Below are 23044 nucleotides of genomic sequence, written 5' to 3'. Positions count from 1 at the left end.
GGCTGGCGAAGAGGGGCAGGTTTGTTCAGTCCTATGCAAACTCGTAAGATCGAGCGCGGGTGTGCCCTTATCTCGCAGGGATATCCGCTCTCCACTTTGAGGTATCAGCGAGCTTTACTTGGGCGTCCCGCCTTGCTGCAGAGTATCAATCAGATCGGGCTTGGCAAATTGCTGGTCGAGGAGGACGATCAATCAAGACCGATCGGAAGGATGCCTTGTTGGACGGGGCGTTGTAGGCAGGGGCTTTGGCGATCATGCGCGCTGTTTGCCGTTCCCCATCCCGCCACCGGCATACCTGCCGCCCTGTCAGCGCACTGGCTTGCCGATTGAATCTCGCGCTTTCGCGTCCCAAGTTCCTTGCTTGACGTGTTCAGCATTTCGCGGCGTGGTCGGGCCGGCACCCCACAGGCCCCGCCTCGCCGCCGATCCATCCTCAGGAGACCTCACCTCATGGCCGAATCCATTGCCCATTACATCGCCCGCTTTCTTGGCGAGGCCGGGGTCAAGCGCATCTGGGGGGTGACGGGCGACAGCCTGAATGGCCTCAGCGACAGCCTGCATCGGCTGGGCGAGATCCGCTGGATGGGGACGCGGCATGAGGAGGCGGCGGCGTTCGCGGCCGGGGCCGAGGCGCATATCACCGGCGAGCTGGCGGTGTGCGCGGGGTCGTGCGGGCCGGGCAACCTGCACCTCATCAACGGTTTGTTCGACTGCCAGCGCAGCCATGTGCCGGTGCTGGCGATCGCCGCGCACATTCCCTCGTCGGAGATCGGCTCGGGCTATTTCCAGGAGACGCACCCGCAGGAGCTGTTCCGCGAGTGCTCGGTCTATTGCGAGCTGGTGACCAACCCCGAGCAGATGCCGCGCGTTTTGGAGATTGCCGTGCGCACCGCCATCGCCAAGCGCGGCGTCTCCGTCATCGTGCTGCCGGGCGACGTGGCCTTGAAGCCGATGCCCGAGGGCGTCGACATCCGCTGGCGCGCGCCGGAGCTTGGTCGCCTGGTGCCGTCGGGCGCGCAGGTGGATGCGCTGGCCGACATGCTCAACGCCAGCTCGAAGGTGACGCTGCTCTGCGGCGCCGGCTGCGCCGAGGCGCATGACGAGGTGGTGGCGCTGGCCGCCCGGCTGAAGGCGCCCATCGTCCACGCCCTGCGCGGCAAGGAGTTCGTCGAATACGACAACTCCTATGACGTCGGCATGACCGGGCTGATCGGCTTTTCCTCCGGCTATCACGCCATGGGCGCGGCCGACACGCTGTTGATCCTCGGCTCGTCCTTCCCCTACCGCGCCTTCTATCCGGCCGGCGCCAAGATCGCCCAGGTGGACAGCCGGCCGGAAAGCCTTGGCGCCCACACCCAGATCGATCTCGGCATCGTCGGCGACGTCAAGGCGACGGTGGCGGCGCTCCTGGACAAGCTGCCCGAGAAGCGTGACGACGCCTTCCTCAAGACGGCGCTCGACCATTATGCCAAGGCGCGCAAGGGGCTGGACGACCTCGCCACCGACGATGGCGCCAAGGGGCAGATTCACCCGCAGTATCTCGCCCGCCTCGTCAGCGAGAAGGCGGCGGACGACGCCATCTTCACCTGCGACGTCGGCACGCCCACCGTGTGGGCGGCGCGCTACGTGACGATGAACGGCAAGCGGCGGCTGGTCGGCTCGTTCAACCACGGCTCGATGGCCAACGCCCTGTCGCAGGGCATCGGCGCGCAGGGCATCGATCCGAAGCGTCAGGTGGTGGCGCTGTGCGGTGACGGCGGCTTCGCCATGCTGATGGGCGACATCCTCTCCGTGCGCCAGCTGGACCTACCGCTGAAGATCATCATCTTCCACAACCGCTCGCTCGGCTTCGTCGCCATGGAGATGAAGGCCGGCGGCTACATCTCCGACGACACCGACCTCAACAGTCCCGACTTCGTCAAGGTGGCCGAGGCGATCGGCATCAAGGGCATCCGCGTCGACGACGCCAAGGCGCTGCCGGCGGCCCTCGACGAGGCCTTCGCCACGCCCGGCCCGGTGCTGGTGGACGTGATGACCGCCAAGCAAGAACTGGCCATGCCGCCGCAGATCACCCTCGAACAGGCCAAGGGCTTCTCGCTCTACATGATGCGGGCGATCCTGAGCGGCCGGGGCGACGAGCTGATCGAACTGGCCAAGACCAACTGGCGGTGAGGGCTGCCGGTCTTTTCGCGGCCTCATTGCTGGCTTCATGATTGACCATGGTTCGCCTTTGGCTCAATGGCGAGCCGGCCATGGCGCGGGAGGGTGGTGATGAGCGACGCGGGGATGACGGTGGACGACTACACGGCGGCGCTGAAGGACATCCTGTCGGCGCACGCCCAGCCAGCGCTCGACCGTCTCGCGGCCATCCGGCAAGCCCTGCCGCCGAAGGCCCGGCGGGTCACGGTCGGGGTGCATCCGGCGCAGGATGGAGACGGCTTCTTCGATGTGGTGGTCCACCTTGAGGGGCCGGACCTCTACGTGCTGAACAAGGCGATAGCGCCGCATCGCTTCCTGTTCGAGGTGAAGATCGTCGACGGCAAGATGCAGCCGGATGTGCCGATGTTCGACCCCGATGAGGTCGACTTTTCCGTCAACGATGCCATCGTCGACAGCTGCATGGCCTGGCTTGAAGGGCTGTGGCGGCAGCTCGGCGGCCTCGGTCTTCCGGCTGTCGTGTTTGGCGAGGAAGGATATGGCAGCGTGGCCAGCAAGCCGCTGCTGCCGTGAGGCGGGGCCTTTCGGGCTCTCCGCCGCCACTCGAACGGACGAGGAGCTGCCGGGTGACCCTCGACTTTTATGACGAGAATGCCGCCGACTACGCCGCCGATGGCGGGACGAACCCGCGCCTTCCGGGCTTTCTCGCCCGCTGCCGGCCGGGTGGTCGCATCCTGGAGCTGGGCACCGGCGGCGGCTTCGACGCCCGCGCCATCCTCGATGCCGGCTTCGCGCTGGATGCCACCGACGGCTCGGCCGAACTGGCGGCGATCGCCTCGTCGCGCCTCGGCCAGACGGTGAAGGTGATGCTGTTCAACGAGCTCGACGCGGTCGGGCGCTATGACGGCGTCTACGCCTGCGCATCGCTGACCCACGCCGCAAGGGACGACCTCGGCGCGGTGATCGCCCGCATCCACCGCGCCATGGTGCCCGGCGGCATCGTCTGGGCCAGCTTCAAGACGGGGACGGCCGAAGGCAAGGACGGCCTCGGCCGCTATTACAACTACCTCTCGGCCGACGAACTCGACCGCCTCTGGCGCGACAATGGCCCTTGGGCGCAGCTCGCCCTCGAAAGCTGGCAAGGCGGCGCCTACGACCGGCGGCTGACGGAGTGGACGGCGGTTACGGCGGTGGCGGGGTGAATTTATAGCTTCACTAGCCGGTCAGGATGCCCGTCTTTCGTCAATAAATGAAACTATGATTTAGATTGACTCGCGTCTTTCCTCACTATCTAATCATAAGGCTTTCAATCCGCTTTAGGTGGGATTGAATAAAGTCATGACTTCATTATATCGCCGTATGGTAGGTTCGTCGTGTGAGGTGAAGGTGTAGCTGCATGATCGCTAGAAGCGCCGACATTCTGTTCAAGGGGGAGCCGGCCGGCACGCTGGTCGAGACGGCCGGTGGCGGCACGCGCTTTACCTATCGGACCGACTGGCGCGGCGGCGATATCGGCTGCTGTCTGCTGTCGCTCCGGCGCGAGCATGAATGGTCGGTCGGGCTGCATCCGTTTTTCCAGCATATCGGCTCGGAAGGCTGGCTCCGGGAGCGAAAGGCCCGAGCGGCGCACGTGGTTGGCGACGATGATCTCGGGCTGCTGCTGCGATATGGTGCCGATTGCATCGGCGCGGTCAGCGTTCTCCCGTCCGGCGATGCCGAGCCGCTGCCCGCGATCACCGAGGCAACGGTCAACCCGGGTCGCACCGTGTCGGGCGTTCAGCGAAAGCTGCTGGTCTCAAGGGCAGCGGGCAGGGGCTTCGTGCCGGCGGCGGCAACGGGGCCGGCGCCCTATATCGCCAAGTTCAATTCCGATCGGATCGACAGCTTGGTTCGCAACGAGGCGCTCAGCCTCAGGTGGACGGCGGCAGTGCTGGGCAAGGCGGAGGTGACCGAGTTCACCACGGCGCTGATTGCAGATATCGGCGAGATCGCGCTGGTCGTCACCCGTTTCGACCGGACGGCAGAGGGCGGCAAGCTGCGGCTGGAAGATTTCGCCCAGATCCTGCGCAAGCCGAGGGGGCAGGATTACGCCGGCAAATACGATGCCGCCTATGAGGAGGTGGCCGCTGTCATCGGCCAGTACTCGTCGCGGCCGCAGATCGACCTTGCGCGCTTCTTCCGTCGTCTCATCGTCTTTGCGCTGGTCGGCAACTGCGACGCCCACCTCAAGAACTTCTCGCTTCTGGAAACGCCCGAAGGTCTGCGCCTGTCGCCGGCCTACGATGTGGTCAACACGGCACTCTATAAAGATTACGACCAGTTTCTGGCGCTGTCGATCGGCGGCCGGCGCGTGCAACTGGAGGCGGCCGATCAGGCGCTGTTCCGGGCCTTCGGCAAGGACATCGGCCTGCCGGACCGGGCGGTCGAACAGGCCTTCAGGGATGTGAAGCGCGGCGTCGAGCGGGCGGCATCCGTCATCCGGCCGCCGGAGGCTGAGCCCGAGGATGGCTTCACCCATCGCTTCAGGGAGATCGTGGACCGCTCATGTCTCAGACTTCTTCCATAGCGCCGCTGTCCTGGCCGCGCCTCGTCGAGGAGGCTTTGCGTCGTCGCAAGGCGGAGGGGCTGACGCAGAAGGACCATGCGGCGCTGGCCGGCGTCAGCCATCCGACGATGGCGGCCTTCGAACGCGGCGAGACGACGCTGACGCTGGCAAAGGCGATGGACATCCTGCGCGTGGTCGGCCTCGTGGACGAGCCGTCGCCGGAAGACGCGCAGTCGCGCTTCGTGCGCGAGGCCTTCGAGCGCTGGCAGGCGTTGGTGGCGCCGCTGGCGCAGGATGCGCCAGCCCGCTTCCCGCATGGCTGGTGTCGCATCGACTATTGGCTGGAAGGCGATCTCAAGACGCCCGACCTTGCCGCCTTCGAGCGGCTTCTGGAACAGGCGGTGGTGGCAAAGACCGGCTGGCCGCCGTTCTGGATGCCGAGCCGCGACGACATTCGCCCGCACGGGGTGGATGGGCTGATCGAATGCTGGCTGGCGCCGCCGGGCGAGGCGGTGGACCGGCTGCTGGCCGATGCCGCTCATTGCGATTTCTGGCGCGTTGCACCGAGCGGTCGGGCGGTGCTGATGCGCGGCTATCAGGAAGACGGCGCCGATACCTTCCCGGCCGGCGCCATCTTCGATACGACGTTGCCGATCTGGCGGATGGGCGAGGTGCTGCTGCACGCCGAGCGGCTGGCCTCCCTCCTCGGCAAGAATGAGGACAGCGCGGTGACCGTGCATTTCCGCGCGCTCTACACCGGGCTGAGCGGCCGCGCGCTCCGCTCCTGGGCCAACCCGCTGAGCGACCTCGTCATCCAGGGCCACGCCGCCCGCAGCGACGAGGCCGAGCTGCAAGCGGAAATCCCGGCCGCCGACATCGGAACGCGGCTCGCCGAACACCTGTTGCCGCTCACCGCCTCGCTCTACGAGCGCTTCGGCGTCGCCGGCCTGTCGCTTGATCGGGTGAAAGCGGAGGTGGAGCGCCTCAAGGCAAGTTCGGTGCGTTGAGCGGGCGGAGCGCCGGCCGTGGCTGGCACTCCCTCTTGTCCGCCTCACTTCACCGCTGCGTTCCCTCCATCGGCGTAGAGCGCCGAGCCCGTGACGAAGCTCGAGTGCGGGCCGGCGAGGAAGAGGGCGGCGTTGGCGATTTCTTCCGGCTGGGCGAGGCGCTTCATGGCGTGGAGGCCGGCGGCCCAGTCTTTCTGGGCCTGATCGCCGGCCATGCCGGTGTCGGTGCCGCCGGGCAGAAGGGCGTTGGCTCGGATGCCCCGGGCGCCGTAGTCGGCGGCGATGGTCTTGACGAGGCCCATCAGCCCGGCCTTGGCGGCGGCGTAGGCACCCATGCCGGGCAGGCCGACGCTGGTGCCGACGAAGCTCGACGTGAAGACGATGGAGCCGCCGCCGCGCGCGAGCATGGCGGAGATCTGTGCCCGGCTCGCCAGGAAGGCCGAGGTGAGGTTGGTGGTCAGCGTTGACTGCCATTCGTCGGGCGTCAGATCGGCCAGCGGCTTCAGGGCGCCGACGGTGCCGGCGTTGTTGAAGGCGATGTCGAGGCCGCCGAAGGCGCTCACGGCCTCGGCCACCAGCGCGTCGTGGCAGGCGGCATCGCCGACGTCGCCGACGACGAGGCTCACCTTGCCGCCCCGGGCCTTGATGTCGTCGGCCACCGCCTCCAGCGCCGCCGGGCCGCGCGCGTTGAGCACGACGGCCGCACCCTCGGCCGCGAACATCCGCGCCGCCGCCCGCCCGATGCCCGACGATGCGCCGGTGATGATCGCCACCTTGTTGTCCAGGATTCCCATCTCTTTCTCCTTTGTTTTGGGGAGACCGAGATAGGAAATGGCGGCTGCCGCCAGACACCCGATTTTCGCCACGCGGGATGATGACAGCCGAAAATGGCGAGCGCGGTTCTACGTCACCCCGCTCTCCAGGATGGTCAGCCTTCCGCTCCGGCAGTCGATTTCGGCCTCGGCGCCATAGGGCAGGGTGAGCATGGGCTGGGTGTGGCCGAAGTCGAGGCCGGTGAGCACGGGCAGGGTGGCAAGGCCGGCTTCGGCGAGGGCGTCGACGAAGGCGACCTCGATGGCGGCCTGATAGGTGGGGTCGCCCTTGGGATCGGCGCGGGCGATCAGGATGCCCTCGATCACGCCGAGGATGCCCTGCGCGGCGAGATTGCGCAGCCAGTAGCGGATGAACTGGGCCGGCGGCGCGTCTTCCGACGTCTCGTAGAACAGGATGGCGCCGCGCCACTGATCGAGCGGCGGCCACCACGCCGTGGCCTTGACCATTTCGATCACCTCGGCGCAGCCGCCGAATAGGTGGCCACGCGCCGTGCCTTCGCCCTGCAGGATGCGCGGCGGATCGGCGGGTTGCAGCTTTCGCGCCTGGTCCCGCAACTCGGGCCGGCTCCAGTCGTCGCGGGCGGCCGTCCAGCCCTCGTCGTTGAGGGGAATGAGGCCGATCGGCTCGGCGTCGAACAGCGTCTTGCGCAGGGACTCGACGACGTAGCCGTGCATGCCGCCGTTCTCGGCAAAGCCCGCCATGACGCTGGGGCCGTAGAACGAGCGCAGGCCGGCGGCGGCGCAGGCGAAATGCAGCGAGGTGGTGTCGGAGAAGCCGAGGAACACCTTGGGGTTGGCGGCGACCACCCCGAGGTCGAGGTGCGGCATCAGGCGGATGCAGTCGTCGCCGCCGATGGAAGCGATGATGCCGGCGATGCCGGGATCGGCGAAGGCGGCCATCAGGTCGGCCGCGCGCGCCTCGGGGTGCTTGGCGAGGTGATCGGCCGGGGCGAGGGTGTGCGGCATCTCGACGACCTTGAGGCCGAATGTCTCCTCCAGCTGGCGCTTGCCGGCCGCGTAGCGGTGGGGAAAGCTGCCCGGCCCGCCCCAGGAGGGCGAGACCACGGCGACGCTGTCGCCGGGCCTCAGACGCGGCGGCTTGATCCAGGACACCATCGGCTTCCCCTCTCCACTCGGGGCAGGATAGGGTAAATCGGCCGGGCCTGGGAAGCAGCCGCGTCCGCCGGCCGTCAGGTTTTCCCGCCGTCGTGCAAGATGTCCAGCGTCTCCTTCGGGTACTTGCCGATGACCGCACGATATTCCTGGTTGAAGCGGGCGAGGTTGCTGAACCCCCATTTGGTCGCCGCCTCCCGGACGGAGGTCACCTTGCCGGAAATCAGGTCGCGCCGGGCGCCCTCCAGCCGGCCGGCCTTCAGCAGGTTGTGCGGCGACTGGTTGAGATGGCGGCGGAAGCCGTCCTGCAAGGCGCGGACGCTGATGCCCAGCGCGGCGGCGAGGTCGTGGATGGTCAGCGGCGTGGTCTGGCAGTTGATCATGTCGACGGCCTGCATGACGTTGCGATGGGAGGCGCTGACGCGCTCGCCCCTCGCTGCGTCGAGGCCGCCGGTGACGAGCTCGGCGATCGCAACGATTGCGGCATCCTGGATGAGCTGCAGGCTGGTTTCGGAGAAGGTGCAGTGCGGCCGGCCGTCGAAGTTCTCGCGGTAGCGGTTCATCAGCGCCTGTATCAGGTTGCCGAAACCGCCGCCGATGGGAAACTCCCGAATGCCCGACCAGCGATGGGGTATGTTTTCTGAGTATTGTTCAAGGGTCTGATCGAAAACCGAGCGCTTGATCTGGATGGTGGAGATGGCCGTCGCCTGCGCTGTCGAGTAGCCGATGGCGTGGCTGGCGGTGTAGGCGAAGCCGATGTCGTGCGAGAGGTGGTACTCGTCGCTCCGGGTCCTGATCTCGTAGCCGCCGCGCGAGCGGATTTTAATAACGATGTCATCGTTGTCAGAATCGAACGAAGATCTGACGCCACTGGTGTAGGAATCGCAGAGCAGGAAAGCCTGATCGCCGTAGTTGGATGTTCGGAACAGGAAGTCGTCGTCATTCAGTGCCTTGAGGTGAACGGGCGCGTCGTAGATGAGTGACAGAAGATCGTTCACATCGTTTACATTTCTGTAGACACTTTTGAAGCTGGTCCGGCCGGATCGAGTGGTTGTGCCCTTCATGCCGATCTCTATTTTTAGTGTGTATAGATTGCGCAACTCGGCAACGCCCTTCGAATACGAGGAGGGCGGCCGGATTGCGTGCTGAAAGGATTCGATCTCGGTACTGGTATCTATTCGATAGACACTGGCGAGCCTTTTGTCACTGTCAAACGACAGAGAACAATGACGATTATGTATCCGATCTAGGTTCTGGATCGTGGAAATCCATTCGGACGATCAGTGCCGCGAGGGCGCGTGTGGCCGCTCTTGCTTGCGGTCTTGCCAAAGGGCGCGCGCGGCGAAGGCGGTCGCATCGCGGGTGCTCCAGCAAATGAATCTGGAGCATTCGCAGGACGACCAAATGTTTCAATGTGGTTGGCGAATGCTCTGGTACAAATTGCGCGGGGCTGCACAAAATACGCATTAGCCGGAAATCAGTAAAGGCGTCCCTATCGTTCGACCGGGTAAGGGAAACATGACCTGAACCTCGGCTGGGGCTGACGCTTCGATTTCTGTGCTTTCCGCGCTCGCGGGCCTTCGGGTCCGCCCGCGCCGGGTCTCGAAGTCGCCGGCGCCATCCCGGCGAGTTTCGAGGCAGGCCCGGTGACTCAAGATCCGGCGGACTTGCTGCTTCGCTCGTCAGGTTTCCCACGCCTCGCAGGGCGCTTTCGTCCAGATGTCGCGGAAGTCGGATGGGAATGACCTTGATCCACGGGTTGTTGCATGGCCATCGCGATGCGTCACCGCCGTTTCATGCCTCCCGCTGTTCGGTCGGACGCATGGTGAACGCCGTGCCGTACGCAGAAAGGTTGGTGATAGCGTGTTCGGACGAGATTTTTCGGGTGCGGAGACCTCGGAAGTCGGCGTTCCCCAGTCGCTTGTTGCGAAAAGGCGCGCCGCGCTGGATACCGCCTCCACCTTCTCGGGTATGGCCTTCCCGGAGAGGCGGACGGCGCTGCTCGTCCTGGCCGGCCTTGTCCGCAGCGAGTGCGACGTCTCCACGCTCCATGAGGCCTATCAGGACCTCGCCGACGCCAAGGTCATCCCGCTTCTCGCCGCGCTTCGGCATCATTGCCCCAGCACCTTCCGCCACTGCGTGCGTACGATGAAGTTCGTCATGATCATCGTCCGACGCCTGGGGATCTCTCGCCAGGAACATGCCTCGATCTGCGTCGGGGCGTTGCTGCACGACATCGGCAAGCTTTCGTTGCCCATCGACCTGCTGCGGCTCAGCCGCGAGCTCAAGCCGGCGGAAGTCGAGAAGATCCGGCAGCATTCCGAGGCCGGCTACGAGAGCATCTGCGACAAGCGCGTTTTCGGCTGGAACGCGGTGCTCGACATCGTCCGCCACCACCACGAGCGCCTGGACGGCTCCGGCTATCCGCTGGGGCTCGCCGCGAACCAGATTTCGCTCAGAACCCGCTGCGTCAGCGTCGGCGACGTCTTCGGCGCGCTGACCGAACATCGGCCCTATCGCGCCGCCCTGAGCGCCGAAAAGGCGTTCGGCATCCTCTCCGACCTCGTCGCCGCGGGCAAGCTCGACGGCGGTGTCGTCAGCGCCCTGGGCGCCGGCCTCGGCCTCGCGGCGGGCCCGTCCTGATCCAACTCCAATGGACGACCTCGAGAGATCGCTCCGAGGTCCGTTGCACCCTATGACATCAAGGAGCACGTGTCGTGTCGTTCAAGAATCTGGCCCTGCAGTGGAAGGTCATTTGTCTGCTTGCGTTGCTGGCCGTCGTGTCGTGCGGCGTCATCGTCTATGCCGGGACGCAAATCGACGCCGTCAATGAGGTGAACGGCAGGATCATCGACGGCCCCGCGGCGGCCACCACCGCGCTGTCGCGCGGCAACCGCGACATCCGCCAGATCGAGGCGGGCCTGCTGGCCATGGCGATTGCCGGCTCGAAGGAGGAGGTCGCGGCGGCCGGAGGCATGGTCGACCTAGCGATGGCCAGCTACGACTACCAGATGTCCCTCGCCATCAAGGCCTACCCGGACGGGACCGAGAAGCTCGCTTCGCTGGCCGAGAAGACCAAGCAGGTCATCAACGGCCCCTGCAAGGGCGCGGTGAGCATGGTGAAGGCCGGCAGCCCCGCCTTCCGCACCATGCAGAGCAGCTGTCTCGCCGCCATCGACAAGCAGACGGACGAGGCGGTGGCCTTCAACAGGTCGATCGACAAGGAACGCGACCGGCTCGACCTTGCCGCCGACGACATCGCCGTCCGGGCCGAGGTCGTCTCGGGCCTCGTCATGGTCATCAGCAGCCTGCTGATGATCGGCGTCTCGATCGTCCTGACGCGGCGCTTCATCGTCGGGCCGGTCAGGCAGTCGCTGTCCGTGATGGAGGCGCTCGGGCGCGGCGAGTTGCAGGTGGACGTGCCCCACACCGACCGCAAGGACGAGGTGGGCGCCATCGCCAACTCGCTTCTCAAGCTGCGTGCCGATCTCGTGCATGCCGACGAGATCCGCCAGCAGCAGAAGGAGGCCGAGGAGGCCGCCAGCCGCTCGGTGATCCACCGCAACGAGGTGGGCGAGCGCTTCGTGGCGGAGATGCAGGACATGGCCGGCATCTTCGCCCAGACGTCCGACGAGGTCGCCGCCAGCGCCCGTGGGCTGTCGGCCACCGCCGAGGAAACCTCGCGCCAGGCGCAGGCCGTGGCCGCCGCCGCCGAGGAAGCGGCCACCAACGTGCAGACGGTGGCCGCCGCGTCCGAGGAAATGGCCGTGTCCGTCCGCGAGATCGCCAACCAGGTGACCCATTCGGCCGAGATCGCCGACAGCGCCTTCCAGGAGGCGCAGGCCTCCAACGAGCGCATCGCCACGCTGGCCGAGGCCGCCTCGGCCATCGGCGACGTCATCAACCTGATCAGGGGCATCGCCGACCAGACCAACCTCCTGGCGCTCAACGCCACCATCGAGGCGGCGCGGGCCGGCGAGGCGGGCAAGGGCTTCGCCGTCGTCGCCGCCGAGGTGAAGCAGCTGGCCGACCAGACCTCCAAGGCGACCGGGGAGATCGAGGTGAAGGTGTCGGAGATCCAGTCCGCCACCAACGGCACCGTCAGCTCCATGTCGGAGATCATCAAGACCATCGGCGGCATCAAGGACGTGTCGGCGGCCATCGCCAGCGCCGTGGAGCAGCAGGGCGCCACCACCGACGAGATCGCCCGCAACTGCCAGCAGGCGGCCACCGGCACCGCGCAGGTGACGCAGAACATTTCCGGCGTCGGCCAGGCGGCGGAGATGACCGGCGCCGCCTCCACCCAGCTGATGACCATGTCGGGCGGGCTGTCGCAGAAGGCGGCCAACCTCAAGACGTCGGTGGAGACCTTCGTCAAGGATCTCGCGGCCATCGCCTGACGCTTCCACGCCCGGGGCGCCTCGCCGCGCCCCGGGGCACGACACATCCATCCGCCGGAGGAGCCCGTGATGGCCGTGACCCAGATCCCCCTCTCGGACGCCAGCCGGGACCGCCTGTTCGGCCGCGCCGAGGACCTGTTCCAGGCCGCGATCGACGATTTCACCCAGAAGGTCGCCAAGGCTGAGGCCGAGTGCAACTCGGCCGCGCTCGCCCGCTATGCCGACGTCTATCGTCAGGCGCGGGCGCTGACCGAACGCTTCCCGATCAACTCCGAGGAGGGGATCCGCGCGCGGCAGCTGCTGTTCGGCCTGGTCGCCTGCATCACCTCGGCCGTGGCGAGCGAACGCGAGGCGTAACGCCTGCTCCGTTTGATCCGGCATCCTCCGGTTCAAGCGGCATAAGCCCGCCAAACCGCGCCTTTTCCGGTCGCCGCAGCCGCTTCTCCCCCAAAATGCAGCATCCTCCATATCCTTGGCGGTACCTGTCACTACTCATCGACAGGCGTCTTGCGGTATGGTGAGGATAACGATCATAGAGGTCGCCGCGCAAAGCGGACACCGTCAAAAGGGAGTTGAGAGCCGATGACGCAGCAGGCCAAGGCCGCGGCGATCGCCGAGGGGCGCACATCGCTGGGTATCGAACTGGGGTCCACCAACATCAAGGCCTGCCTGATCGGGCCGGACCACGAGGTGCTGGCCACCGGCACCCACGGCTGGGAGAACCAGTTCGTCGATCGCCTGTGGACCTATTCGGAAGAGGCGATCTGGGCGGGCCTGCAGGCCTCCTTCGCCGCGCTCAGCGCCGACGTGAAGACGCGCTATGGCGTCGAGCTGGCGAAGGTCGGCGCTCTCGGCTTCTCGGCGATGATGCACGGCTATCTGGCCTTCGACGCCGCCGGCAAGCTCTTGGTGCCGTTCCGCACCTGGCGCAACACCAACACCGAGCGCGCCGCCGCCGAACTGACCAAGACGCTGGGCTTCAACTTCCCGCTCCGCTGGTCGGCCAGCCACCTCTATCAGGCGGTGATCGACAACGAGCCGCATGTGGAGAAGGTGGCCTTCATCACCACGCTCGCCGGCTTCGTCCACTGGCGCCTGACCGGCCAGAAGGTGATCGGCGTCGGCGATGCCTCGGGCATGTTCCCGATCGACGCCGCCACCCACGACTACGACGCGCCGATGATGAAGCGCTTCGGCGAGATGGTGAAGGCGCACAAGTCGGGCCTCGATGCGGCCAAGCTGTTCCCGAAGGTGCTGGTCGCCGGCGAGGACGCCGGTTCGCTCACCGCCGAGGGCGCCAAGCTGCTCGACCCCACCGGCAAGCTCAGCGTCGGCATCCCGGTTTGCCCGCCGGAAGGCGACGCCGGCACCGGCATGGTGGCGACCAATGCCGTGGCGCCGCGCACCGGCAACATCAGCGCCGGCACCTCGATCTTCGCCATGGTCGTCCTGGAAAAGCCGCTGACCACGGTGCATGAGGAGCTCGACATCGTGACGACGCCGGGTGGCGATCTCGTCGCCATGGTTCACTGCAACAACGGCGCCAGCGAGCTCGGCACCTGGGCCGGCGTGTTCACCGAATTCGCCAAGGCGATCGGCGGCAAGTCGGACGCCAACGCCGTGTTCGGCGCGCTGTTCGAGGCGGCGCTGAAGGGCGAGGCCGATGGCGGCGGGCTCCTCGCCTACAACTATCTGGCCGGCGAGCCGATCACCGGCCTCACCGAGGGCCGCCCGCTGGTGGTGCGCACCCCCGGCAGCCGCCTCACCCTCGCCAACTTCATGCGCACCCAGCTTTACGCCGCCTTCGGCACGCTGAGCCTGGGCATGAACGTGCTCACCGACGAGGGCGTGAAGCTCGATTCGATGTTCGCCCACGGTGGCATGTTCAAGACGGCCGGTGTGGCGCAGCGGCTCTTGGCGGCGGCCATCGGCGCGCCGGTGACGGTGGGCGACACGGCGAGCGAAGGCGGCGCCTGGGGCATCGCCGTGCTGGCGGAGTATCTCAGGAGCGGCAAGGGCAAGGTGCTCGGCGATTACTTGGGCGAGCGGGTGTTCGCTGGCGCCAAGCTGGACGTCGCCAAGCCCGACGCCGAGGACGTGAAGGGCTACGGCGCCTGGCTGAAGCAGTACGAGGCTGGGCTGGCGATCCAGAAGGCCGCCACGGAAGCCATCAGCTGAGAGCGCTGTGTGGAAGATGGAACATCCCCGGTGGCCTGCGCTGCCGGGGATGTTTTTGTTTTGGGGGCGCGATATCGGCCCCTCGCTTTACCGTCCTAAGGTCCACCTTGCATTCGCCCGCGAATGCAAGCGGCCTTCGCGCAGGATGACAGTTTTATATATTTTAAACAATGTGTTAGACGCTCGTTCGTCCTTCTGCCGTTCCCATGGAACGTCATCCTGCGCTTTAGGCGCAGGACCTCAGGCAGGAAAAGGCGAGCGGTTGATATCGGGCGTCACGCTTGCTTCGTCAGCACCTTCTTCAGGAAGAACCGGCGGGGCGTTTGGGCGTCGCCGTCGAGTTCGCCGATCAGCTGGAAGCCGAGCTTGAGGTAAAACGGTCGCGCCTGAAAATCGAAGGTGTCGAGGAAGATGCCGAGGTAGCCGCGCTCGCGGGCCACCCGCTCGGCCTCCGCCATCAGACGCGCACCAAGGCCCTGGCCTCTCAGCGCTTCCGGCACGATGAGATACCTGATGAACAGCCAGTTGTATTCGTCGGATGCGTAGAGGCCGCCGACGATTTCGGCCGTGTCGGGCCGTCTCAGCAGGATGCCGAGGTTGGTCCGCTCCGCGATATGGCTGGTATGCGGGGCGTTGAAGTCCAGCAGCAACTTGAGGAGCTGGTCTCGCTCGTCGGCGGTCGGCTCATCAGGGAGAATGCCGACGATGGGGCGCATCGTCCAGACATGGAGCAAGGCGGGATCGCTGTCCAGCCATCCCTTTCGGGTATCGGGTTCAGGTCATTTGGAGCGCGATATCGGCGTTGAGCTCCATTCTGCCCGAGGTCCTGCGCCTAAAGCGCAGGATGACGGCTTTATATAGATGAAACAAAGAGGTAGCCGCTCGCTATCCCTTCCATAGAACGTCATCCTGCGCTTTAGGCGCAGGACCTCAGGCAGGAAAGGGCGCGCGGCTAATATCGGGCTCCCGACCGTCTTCGCTGCACCCTCAATCCACCTCGCGGCCGTGGCGGCGGTCGAGCCAGCGCATGGCGGGGGTGACGGTGAGGCCGTGCATGAGGATGGAGACGAAGGCGACCAGCGACAGGATCACCCACAGGCGGTCGCCCTCCCGGAACGCGCCGTGGTTGAGGCCGTAGGCGAGATAGTAGAAGGAGCCGACGCCCCGGATGCCGAAGAAGGCGATGGTGAGCTTTTCCGAGAGGGTGGCGGGGATGCCGATCAGCGCCACCAGGCCGGCAAGGGGGCGGATGATGAGGAGGATCAGCGCCACGGCCAGCATGTCGACCCAGCCGACGGCCGCGAACAGGCCGGCCGCGATGGCGGCGCCGAAGGCGAGCAGCAGGGCCATCATGGTGAGGCGCTCGATCTGCTCGGTGATGTCGTGCATGTCGCGCTGGAAGTCGTGGTCGCGGTGCGAGTTGCGCAGCGTCAGGGCGGTGACGAAGACGGCGAAGAAGCCGTAGCAGTGCAGCATTTCCGAGACGCCGTAGGAGACGAAGGTGGCGGCGATGGCGACGAGGCCGTCGCCGGTTTTCGCCAGCGCGTCGCCGGGCATCTTGAACGTCGCCCAACCGAAGAGGTGCCCCACCAGCCAGCCGCAGGCGATGCCGGCGGCGATCTCCCAGACGACGTTGAGGGCGAGCCAGCGGGCGAACCATGGCTCGCCGCCGGTGGCCGTGAGGCTGAGCGCGATGGCGAGGTGGACGAAGGGGAAGGCGAAGCCGTCGTTCAGCCCGGCCTCGGAGGTCAGCGCGAAGCGGGCGGCGTCCTCCTTGCCTTCCAGCGGGTGGCCCACCTGCACGTCGGAGGCAAGCACGGGGTCGGTGGGGGCGAGGCTGGCGGCCAGCAGCAAGGCGGCCGCGCCGCCGAGGCTCAGCACCGTGACGCCGGTGAGCGCGATGGCGAGGATGGACAGCGGCATGGTGACGAGGAGCAGCCGCCAGGTGGCGACCCAGCCGCGGAAGGAAAAGCGGCGGTCGATCTTCAGCCCGGCGCCCATCAGCGCCACGATGACCACGAACTCGGTCAGGCGCTCGGTGAGATAGGGATGGGCAAGCGGCGAGGTGTCCGGCACCGGCAGCGGCCCGGCATAGACCAGGGCGCCGATGATCAGGCAGACGATGGGCAGCGACAGCGGCAGGCGACGGAGTGACAGCGGCAACCAGGCGACCAGGGCGATCAGCAGACCGGCGCCAGCCATGGTCGCCGGATAGGCGCCGATTTCCCAGCCGAAAACCTCCAAACCTGCCCCCTTTCGCGACGTGCCCCGTGTAGGGGCAATGCGCGAGGGGCGAAAAGGTTCCGTTCAAGGGGAGGACGACGTTCGGTTCGATGCCGTTCCGCCCGAGCTGGCGCGCCTGGGAGCGGTGAGGGGGAGGGGAAGCGGGAGCGTGATATCGGCGGTTCACCTCTTTCTGCATGAGGTCCTGCGCCTTCGCGCAGGATGGTAGAATTAGATAACAAAAACATAAACATAATTCGTCATCCTGCGCGAAGGCCGCTTGCATTCGCGGGCGAATGCAAGGTGGACCTCGGGCCGGAAAGGGCGAGGGGGTGATATCGGGCTCTATCGCTCGTATGCTGGCGTTGCGCCCTCTGCACGGTCGCCAACCTCGGGAGCCTCGTTTTGGACAGCGCCTCGCCCGTTCGCACCCTGTGTCCGCCGGCCGAACTCGACTATTACGATGCCCGCTCGCTGGCGCTGCCGGTGGACATCACGCCGCTTCAGGCCTGGGACCTGATGACTGGCGAGCCGGGGCCGCTGATGCGGCTGGCGTTCCGCGCGCGGGATGCGATTTCCGCGTTGTTCGGCGTGCGGCGGATCGGCGGCTTTTCGGGGCGGCAGCGCAGCGATGCGAAGGTCGGCGACCGGCTGGATTTCTTTCTGGTGGAGGCGTCCGCGCCGGACGCGCTGGTGCTGACCGAGCGCGACCGGCATCTCGACGTGATGATCTGCGTTTCGGTGGTCGAGCGGCTGCTGACGGTGACCGCCTCGGTCGTCACCCACAACGCGTTCGGCCGCGTCTACATGCTGCCGGTCGGGCCGGCGCACAAGCTGATCGTCGATCATTATCTCAGGCGGCTGAAGCGCCAGCTCGACGCGCGGACCACGCCAGCCGCGTGAACCTGCTTGCCAAGGCAATTTCTTACAAGAGCCCCGCCGGGGGCGGTTGCTATGAGGGCTCGACTGAAATGGGAGCGCTCATGGACACCACGATCCTGCTTTCGATGGCATCATTCGCGCTGGCCGCCTCGATCTCTCCGGGGCCGGTCAACGTCATCGCGCTGGCCTCCGGCATCCAGCACGGCTTTCGCCGGTCGTTTGCCTATGTGAGCGGCGCCACGGTGGGGTTCACAGCGCTGTTGGTGCTGACCGGCTATGGCCTCAACGACGCGGTCGGGCGTCTGCCGACGCTGATGCCGGTGGTGAAATGGGCGGGCATCGCCTTCCTGTTCTACATGGCGTTCAAGCTGGCCTTCGACCGGGGCGACATCGACGCCAGTCGCAGGGAGCGCGCTCCGTCCTTTCACCATGGGGCGCTGTTGCGCGAGCGGATCGGCAACCCTGCCCATGTCCGGCTGCTCAACCGGACGCTGGCGGTCCGGCTGGTGCTCAGCGCCGGTTATCTCGCCTGGGAGCGGGTGTGATTCAGCGGGCGTATTCGCCGGGGGTGATGGCGGTGGCGCGCTTGAACGCCCGGTGGAAATGGGCCTGATCGAAGAAGAAGGTCTCCAGCGCGGCATCCAGGATGCTCCGGCCACGAGGGATCAGCCCCCGTGCGATCTGAACCCGGCGGTCGATCAGGTAGGCGTGGGGCGTCAGGCCGTACCGCCGCCGAGAATGGCGCCGATGGAAAAGGTTTCGTGGCTGTGCGGGTCAAAGCAGTAGCGCCGGCCGTCGCGCACGGTGCGCGCCTCGATGAAGGGCAGGCGGGGGTCGTACCAGAAACCGTGGTCGTTGCCCGCCGCTGCCATTTTTCCCCGTCCGCCGTTGTTCGCGTCCGTCCTGTTCGGCGCCGGGCTCATGTGGGGTCGGCCGCCGCGATCGCAAGAGGCGTCGCCGGTCCGGTGAGGAGGCCGGCGAGAACGGAGAGGGCCAGCTTCAGCGTGTCGAACGGCGGGGTGCCGAGGCTGAGGCGGATGCCGCTCTCGGGCGATGTGGGGTCGACCAGCGGCAGGCGCGGCGACATGAGGACGACGCCCATGGCGGCGGCGTGGTTCACCAGACGCTCCGCCGCATCGGTGGGCATGGGCAGCCAGACGTGAAAGCCTTTCGGCCCCTCCGCCCGGGGGACGGGCAGCATGGCGGCGAGAAGCTCGTGCCGCCGCGCCGTGTCGAGGCGGATGGTGGCGGCGACCGATTGGGCGGTGCCGTCGGCCAGCCACTCGGCCATGATCATCGACGACAGCGCCGAGGCCATGGTGGAGGTGGCCTGAAGGCCTGCGATCGCCCGATCGACGAGGGGCGGCGGCACGGCCAGAAGCCCCATGCGCAGGCCGGGACTGACGCTTTTCGACAGGCCGCTGACGTAGAGCGTGCGCTCCGGCGCCAGCGCGGCCAGCGGCGGCAGGTCCGGCCCGGCGAAGACGGAGTAGACGTCGTCCTCGATGATGGTCACGTCGTGGCGTCGGCAGAGGCGGGCGATGTCGTGGCGGCGGGCGGCGCCCATGGTGGCGGCGGTGGGGTTGTTGAGCGTTGGGGTGACGTAGAGCACCGGCGCGGAACCGGCCACGGCGGGCGAGCAGAGCGCCGCGTCCAGCGCCTCGGGCATCAGGCCCTCGCCGTCGAGGGCGAGGCCGACCAGCCGGTGGCCGGCGCTGCGGGCCAGCATCAGCGCGCCGGGAAAGGTGGTGGCCTCGGTCAGCACCACGCCGCCCGACGGGCAGGCGGTGGCGAGCGCCACGGAGAGGGCGTGCTGAGCGCCGTTGCAAAGCAGCACGCAGTCGGCCGGCGCTTCCAGTCGCTGGCCGGCCAGCCAGCCGGCGGCCAGCGCCCGGTGGTCGGCCCGGCCGGCCGGGGGGATGAAGGCGCCGAAGGTGTCGGCGTCGAGGCGCTTGGCAAGGCGCGCCAGCGTGGCGGCGAGCAGGCGGTCGTCCAGCACGCGCGGCGGCATGTTGACGCTGAGGTCGATGACGGTGTCCGACCGGGGCGCGAGGCCGGAAACGAACATGCCGCGCCCGCGCACGCTTTGCACCAGACCGCGCCGTTCCAGCACGCCATAGGCCTTGGTGACCGTGCCGAGCCCGATGCCGAGCCGGTAGGCCAGATCGCGGTGCGGCGGCAGCCGGTCGCCCCGGGCAAGGGCGCCGTCGGCGATATCCTCGGCGATGGCCGCCACCAGCCGCTCGGAAGGGCGGCCCTCGGCGGCAAGGCGCGGCGTCCAGGGGGAGGCGAGATGCATAGTTCTAAAAGTGTCACATGACGCTATTTCGTTTGAGGCGATAGTGTCACATGTTTAGCTTGGCGGCCACCCCGGACAGCGGGTTTCCAGCAGGTGGCCTCCATGACGCTCGACCTCATCATCGCCTTCGCGGCCTATGCCTTCGTGACCTCGATCACCCCCGGCCCGAACAACACCATGCTCCTGGCATCGGGGGCGAACTTTGGTTTCGGCCCCACCTTTCCGCACATTCTCGGCGTCAACCTTGGCTTCTCGGTGATGGTGCTGGCGGTGGGGCTTGGGGCCGGCGGGGCTTTCGTCGCCTTTCCGCCGCTGCACGACGCGCTGCGCTACATTGGGGCGGCCTATCTTCTCTACCTCGCCTGGCGGATCGCCCAGTCGGGCGGCGTCAACGGCGGCGCTGGCCGGGCCAAGCCGATGACCTTTGCGCAGGCGGCGGCGTTCCAGTGGGTCAACCCCAAGACCTGGATCATGGCCATCGGCGCGATCACGGCCTACACGCCCGAGAACGGCTACTTCCTCAACATGCTGGTGGTCACGGCGATCTTCACGCTGGTCAACGGCCCCTGCGTCGCCGCCTGGGCGGGCTTCGGCACGCTTCTGAAGCGCGTTCTCGACCGTCCGGTGCTGCTGCGCGCCTTCAACATCGCCATGGCGCTGCTGCTGGTGGCCTCGCTCTACCCCATCCTGACGATGGAGATGTGACCTGGAGCAAATCCAGCAAAAGTGGGAACCGGTTTTGCGTCCGGAGTTGCGTGAAAACAAGGAGATAGAGCATGTTGGCGAACCGGAGTTCGCCGAACTTGCGGCTGGCAGGCCCGTCGGGCGGATGGCCTATCCCCTTGCCACCAGCAGCGTGCCGACGCCCAGCATCGCCGCGCCGATCAGCGTTGGCGCGCTGAGCCTGGCGCCGTCGGTGCGGATGGCGTCGGCGATCAGGCCGCCGATCAGCTGGCTCGCCACCAGCACGGAGATGGTGGTGCCGGCGCCGAGGCGCTGGTAGCCGACGAGGCTGGCGAAGACGAAGAAGGTGCCGAGCAGGCCGGGCACGAGGTTGCGCCAGCCGACGGCGGCGGAGAGCTCGCCAAAGCCGGCCGCGCCGGTGCGAAAGGCGAGCAGCGCCAGGAGCAGGCTGACGCCGACCAGCGCGTTGAGGGCCATGGCGACGATGGGCGTCGACGCGCCGCTGGAGATCTCGGCCATGATCAGGTTCTGCACCACGATGGCGCCGCCGGCAGCGATCAGCAGGGCGATGATCGTCATGGAACCTCCGTCAGGGGCGCGGCGCGTCCGGGGTGGCGCGATCGTCCAGCGTCAGTTGCAGGAAGGCGAGGTCCAGCCACTTGCCGAATTTCATGCCGACCTCGGGCAGCCGGCCGACCTCGGCAAAGCCCAGCTTGCGGTGCAGGCGGATGGAGGTGGCGTTGCCGGCCTCGATGCCGGCCACCATCACGTGCTTGCCGAGTGCGCGGGCGCGGCCGATCAGCGCCACCATCAGCGCCTCGCCGATGCCCCTGCCGCGCGCATCGAGCCGCACGTAGACCGAATGCTCCACCGTGTGGCGATAGCCATCGTGCGGGCGCCAGTCGCCGAAGGTGGCGTAGCCGAGCACGGCGTTATTCTCGTCCGCCGCCACCAGCATGGGGTAGCCCTGGCGCACCCGGTCGGCATGCCAGGCGGCGCGGTTGGCGACGTCGACCACCTGTTCGTTCCAGATGGCGGTGGTGTGGGCCACCGCGTGATTGTAGATGTCGGTGATGCCGGCAATGTCGGTCGCCACCGCGTCGCGGATGTGCAAGGGAGCCTCCGTCGTCCATTATATGACGACGTATTGTCTAATATGATGGACGGACGAAAACAAGCCCTCAAAGATAAGGCCCCAAAGTCAAGGTCGAGGCCGCTCGGCTCACCTCAGCTTCATCAGCGTCACCGCATAGGTGCAGTCGCGGTCGGACTCGTTGGCGAACACGCAGTCGGTCGGCGGCCCGAGTTCCAGGCAGTCGCCCTCGCGCATGTCGTGGCGCGTGTCGCCCTCGATGAAGGTGAGCTCGCCGTCGAGCACCCAGATCAGCTGGCGCAGGAAGGCGTAGGCCGAGGCCGGGATCGGCACGCGTCCGCCGGCCGGCAGCGTGACCTCGACGATCTCCATCGGCAGGTCGGAGCGGGGCGACACCTGCCGGCGCAGGTAGCCGGTGCCGGGGTCGGTCCACAGCGGCTGGTCGGCCTTGCGGATCAGGCGGCCCTCCGGCGCTTCGGCGCGGGCCATCAGCGTGGACATGCTGAGGCCGAGCGCGCCCGACAGCTTTGCCATGAGGTTGGCGGTGGGGCTGCTGTCGCCGCGCTCTACCTTGTGGATCATGGCGCGCGACACCGCGGCCCGTGTCGCCAGCTCGGTCAGCGACCAGCCGCGGCTCTCGCGCTCGATGCGGATGCGGGCGCCGATACGGCGGTCGATGTCGTTATTGTCGCTCATTCGTCCACGATAGTGGACTGTGGGCGGTGGGGCAACCGGCCGGCGCCGGCCGCCCCCCCCTGATGATTATCGCGCCGCCGGGTTGAGCGAGTAGGTGCCCATCGCCTCGCCCTCGGCCAGCACGTGGCCGGCGAGCGCCGCCTCCAGCGCCGGGCCGTCGAAGGCGCCGGTGAGGCCGAGCGAGGGCGTGTCGAGGGCGTAGACGCGGACGGTGTAGTGGTGCGGCCGGGCGTCGTTCATCGGCGGGCAGGGGCCGTCATAGCCGCCGTAGGTGCCGGCCATGTCGGCGTTGCCCGTGAAGAAACCGCTGAAGGCGTTGGCGCCGCGAAGGCCGTGCGGCGTCTCCCCCACCGGCTTGCCGTGCGGGGTGACGCCGTCGCTGTCGGCGCCCTCGGGGATCGTGGTGACGTCGGCCGGAATGTCGGCCAGCACCCAGTGGTGGATGGTCATGCGCGGCTCGCTGTCGGCGATCACCGTGGCCGGCTTGTTGATCAGGCTGAGGTCCTTGGGCACGTCCGGGTCGGTCATCACCAGCGCATAGGCGCGGGTGCCTTCGGGGCCGGGCGACCAGGTGATCTCGGGGTTGACGTTCTTCGGCCCGCCTTCGCCGGGGGCGCAGAAGGCGGCCTCGTCAGGCAAGCGGCCGGTGGCGTCGAGCCCGCCGATGGTCACCGTCAGCGGGTCGGCGGCGCTGGCGGCACCGGTAAGCCAAAGGGCAAGGGCGGCGGCGGAGAGCTGATAAAGGGCCTTCATGGGTACTATCCTCTTGCTTTGTAACGGCTTGAGGATAGGCGGCGGCCTGGCGGGCCGCGCGCCGGAGCCGATCAAGTTCGGTGCCGAACCGATCAGCCCGGCGGGGCGTCCATGGTCTTGCGCGGGCCGGCAGGCTGGCCGAGGGCGGCGGGACGGAGCCTGGTAATGGCGTTGCACCCGG

24 protein-coding genes are annotated in these 23044 nt (G+C 67.3%); 12 read left to right on the top strand and 12 right to left on the bottom strand.

Annotation, left to right across the window (positions count from 1 at the left end; all coding sequences use genetic code 11):
• Window positions 1–450 precede the first annotated feature (450 nt).
• From poxB to M4J40_RS07470, 5 genes are all read left to right on the top strand, one after another.
• Window positions 451–2172, top strand: a complete 1722-nt coding sequence (gene poxB / locus M4J40_RS07490; RefSeq protein WP_251753345.1) for a ubiquinone-dependent pyruvate dehydrogenase — start codon at window positions 451–453, stop codon at window positions 2170–2172.
• A 99-nt stretch (window positions 2173–2271) separates the two neighbouring features.
• Entirely contained in the window at window positions 2272–2730 is a 459-nt protein-coding gene (locus M4J40_RS07485; RefSeq protein ID WP_251753344.1) for a DUF6389 family protein, read from the top strand.
• A gap of 53 nt (window positions 2731–2783) precedes the next feature.
• Window positions 2784–3359, top strand: a complete 576-nt coding sequence (locus M4J40_RS07480) for a class I SAM-dependent methyltransferase (protein ID WP_251753342.1) — start codon at window positions 2784–2786, stop codon at window positions 3357–3359.
• A 194-nt stretch (window positions 3360–3553) separates the two neighbouring features.
• The gene (locus M4J40_RS07475; protein WP_251753340.1) at window positions 3554–4723 is read left to right on the top strand and encodes a type II toxin-antitoxin system HipA family toxin; all 1170 of its coding nucleotides are present in this window, start codon (window positions 3554–3556) and stop codon (window positions 4721–4723) included.
• Window positions 4702–5709, top strand: coding sequence for a helix-turn-helix transcriptional regulator (locus tag M4J40_RS07470; RefSeq protein WP_251753338.1), 1008 nt, complete (start codon window positions 4702–4704; stop codon window positions 5707–5709). Before M4J40_RS07475 ends, M4J40_RS07470 begins: the two co-directional genes overlap by 22 nt.
• Before the next feature lie 44 nt (window positions 5710–5753).
• Here M4J40_RS07470 and M4J40_RS07465 read toward each other — a convergent pair whose 3' ends face one another.
• From M4J40_RS07465 to M4J40_RS22515, 3 genes are all read right to left on the bottom strand, one after another.
• A complete protein-coding gene (locus M4J40_RS07465) occupies window positions 5754–6503 on the bottom strand; it encodes an SDR family oxidoreductase (protein WP_251753336.1) in 750 nt (249 codons plus the stop codon).
• A 108-nt stretch (window positions 6504–6611) separates the two neighbouring features.
• Entirely contained in the window at window positions 6612–7658 is a 1047-nt protein-coding gene (locus M4J40_RS07460; RefSeq protein WP_251753334.1) for a S66 peptidase family protein, read from the bottom strand.
• 74 nt (window positions 7659–7732) lie between these two features.
• Entirely contained in the window at window positions 7733–8653 is a 921-nt protein-coding gene (locus tag M4J40_RS22515) for an AraC family transcriptional regulator (protein WP_251753332.1), read from the bottom strand.
• 865 nt (window positions 8654–9518) lie between these two features.
• Between M4J40_RS22515 and M4J40_RS07450 the strand changes: the two genes are divergently transcribed.
• From M4J40_RS07450 to M4J40_RS07435, 4 genes are all read left to right on the top strand, one after another.
• A complete protein-coding gene (locus tag M4J40_RS07450; protein WP_251753331.1) occupies window positions 9519–10298 on the top strand; it encodes an HD domain-containing phosphohydrolase in 780 nt (259 codons plus the stop codon).
• Window positions 10299–10372: 74 nt separating this feature from the next.
• On the top strand, window positions 10373–12055 hold the full coding sequence (locus tag M4J40_RS22510; protein WP_251753329.1) for a methyl-accepting chemotaxis protein: 1683 nt from the start codon (window positions 10373–10375) through the stop codon (window positions 12053–12055).
• Window positions 12056–12124: 69 nt separating this feature from the next.
• Window positions 12125–12412 (top strand): hypothetical protein, encoded by a 288-nt coding sequence (locus M4J40_RS07440; RefSeq protein ID WP_251753328.1) that lies wholly within the window; start codon window positions 12125–12127, stop codon window positions 12410–12412.
• A gap of 225 nt (window positions 12413–12637) precedes the next feature.
• A complete protein-coding gene (locus M4J40_RS07435; RefSeq protein ID WP_251753327.1) occupies window positions 12638–14233 on the top strand; it encodes a xylulokinase in 1596 nt (531 codons plus the stop codon).
• Between the two features lie 275 nt (window positions 14234–14508).
• Here M4J40_RS07435 and M4J40_RS07430 read toward each other — a convergent pair whose 3' ends face one another.
• Both M4J40_RS07430 and M4J40_RS07425 read right to left on the bottom strand, forming a co-directional pair.
• Window positions 14509–14967 carry a GNAT family N-acetyltransferase gene (locus M4J40_RS07430; RefSeq protein ID WP_251753326.1) on the bottom strand — a complete coding sequence of 153 codons (459 nt, stop codon included), beginning with the start codon at window positions 14965–14967 and terminating at the stop codon, window positions 14509–14511.
• Between the two features lie 253 nt (window positions 14968–15220).
• Window positions 15221–16477 (bottom strand): sodium:proton antiporter, encoded by a 1257-nt coding sequence (locus M4J40_RS07425; protein WP_251753325.1) that lies wholly within the window; start codon window positions 16475–16477, stop codon window positions 15221–15223.
• A 384-nt stretch (window positions 16478–16861) separates the two neighbouring features.
• Here M4J40_RS07425 and M4J40_RS07420 point away from each other — a divergent pair, with 384 nt between their 5' ends.
• Both M4J40_RS07420 and M4J40_RS07415 read left to right on the top strand, forming a co-directional pair.
• On the top strand, window positions 16862–17359 hold the full coding sequence (locus M4J40_RS07420; protein WP_251753324.1) for a DUF2867 domain-containing protein: 498 nt from the start codon (window positions 16862–16864) through the stop codon (window positions 17357–17359).
• Window positions 17360–17439: 80 nt separating this feature from the next.
• Window positions 17440–17883 (top strand): LysE family translocator, encoded by a 444-nt coding sequence (locus M4J40_RS07415; protein ID WP_251753323.1) that lies wholly within the window; start codon window positions 17440–17442, stop codon window positions 17881–17883.
• Between the two features lies 1 nt (window position 17884).
• On the opposite strand, the gene M4J40_RS22605 is transcribed toward M4J40_RS07415, so the two are convergent.
• Genes M4J40_RS22605 through M4J40_RS07405 form a run of 3 tightly spaced genes read right to left on the bottom strand, consistent with a single transcriptional unit; the run spans window position 17885 to window position 19637 of the window.
• Window positions 17885–18037, bottom strand: a complete 153-nt coding sequence (locus tag M4J40_RS22605) for a helix-turn-helix domain-containing protein (protein WP_405030738.1) — start codon at window positions 18035–18037, stop codon at window positions 17885–17887.
• Between the two features lie 17 nt (window positions 18038–18054).
• Entirely contained in the window at window positions 18055–18210 is a 156-nt protein-coding gene (locus M4J40_RS07410; protein WP_251753322.1) for a hypothetical protein, read from the bottom strand.
• 47 nt (window positions 18211–18257) lie between these two features.
• The gene (locus M4J40_RS07405; RefSeq protein ID WP_251753321.1) at window positions 18258–19637 is read right to left on the bottom strand and encodes a PLP-dependent aminotransferase family protein; all 1380 of its coding nucleotides are present in this window, start codon (window positions 19635–19637) and stop codon (window positions 18258–18260) included.
• A gap of 102 nt (window positions 19638–19739) precedes the next feature.
• On the opposite strand from M4J40_RS07405, the gene M4J40_RS07400 reads away from it, so the two are divergent.
• The gene (locus M4J40_RS07400; protein WP_251753319.1) at window positions 19740–20342 is read left to right on the top strand and encodes a LysE family translocator; all 603 of its coding nucleotides are present in this window, start codon (window positions 19740–19742) and stop codon (window positions 20340–20342) included.
• Between the two features lie 129 nt (window positions 20343–20471).
• Here the strand turns inward: M4J40_RS07400 and M4J40_RS07395 are convergent, their stop codons facing one another.
• The 4 genes from M4J40_RS07395 to M4J40_RS07380 all read right to left on the bottom strand — a co-directional run bounded on the left by M4J40_RS07395 (window position 20472) and on the right by M4J40_RS07380 (window position 22863).
• The gene (locus M4J40_RS07395) at window positions 20472–20900 is read right to left on the bottom strand and encodes a DMT family transporter (protein WP_251753317.1); all 429 of its coding nucleotides are present in this window, start codon (window positions 20898–20900) and stop codon (window positions 20472–20474) included.
• A 10-nt stretch (window positions 20901–20910) separates the two neighbouring features.
• Window positions 20911–21435 (bottom strand): GNAT family N-acetyltransferase, encoded by a 525-nt coding sequence (locus M4J40_RS07390; protein WP_251753315.1) that lies wholly within the window; start codon window positions 21433–21435, stop codon window positions 20911–20913.
• A 108-nt stretch (window positions 21436–21543) separates the two neighbouring features.
• Window positions 21544–22110 carry an XRE family transcriptional regulator gene (locus M4J40_RS07385; protein ID WP_251753313.1) on the bottom strand — a complete coding sequence of 189 codons (567 nt, stop codon included), beginning with the start codon at window positions 22108–22110 and terminating at the stop codon, window positions 21544–21546.
• Window positions 22111–22176: 66 nt separating this feature from the next.
• Entirely contained in the window at window positions 22177–22863 is a 687-nt protein-coding gene (locus M4J40_RS07380; protein ID WP_251753311.1) for a YbhB/YbcL family Raf kinase inhibitor-like protein, read from the bottom strand.
• Window positions 22864–23044: the final 181 nt, after the last annotated feature.

The organism is Pleomorphomonas sp. JP5 (assembly GCF_023721815.1).
In the GTDB taxonomy this organism is placed as follows: Bacteria; Pseudomonadota; Alphaproteobacteria; order Rhizobiales; family Pleomorphomonadaceae; genus Pleomorphomonas.
Note: the sequence above shows the minus strand (reverse complement) of the source record. Positions and strands in the feature narration are given on the sequence as shown.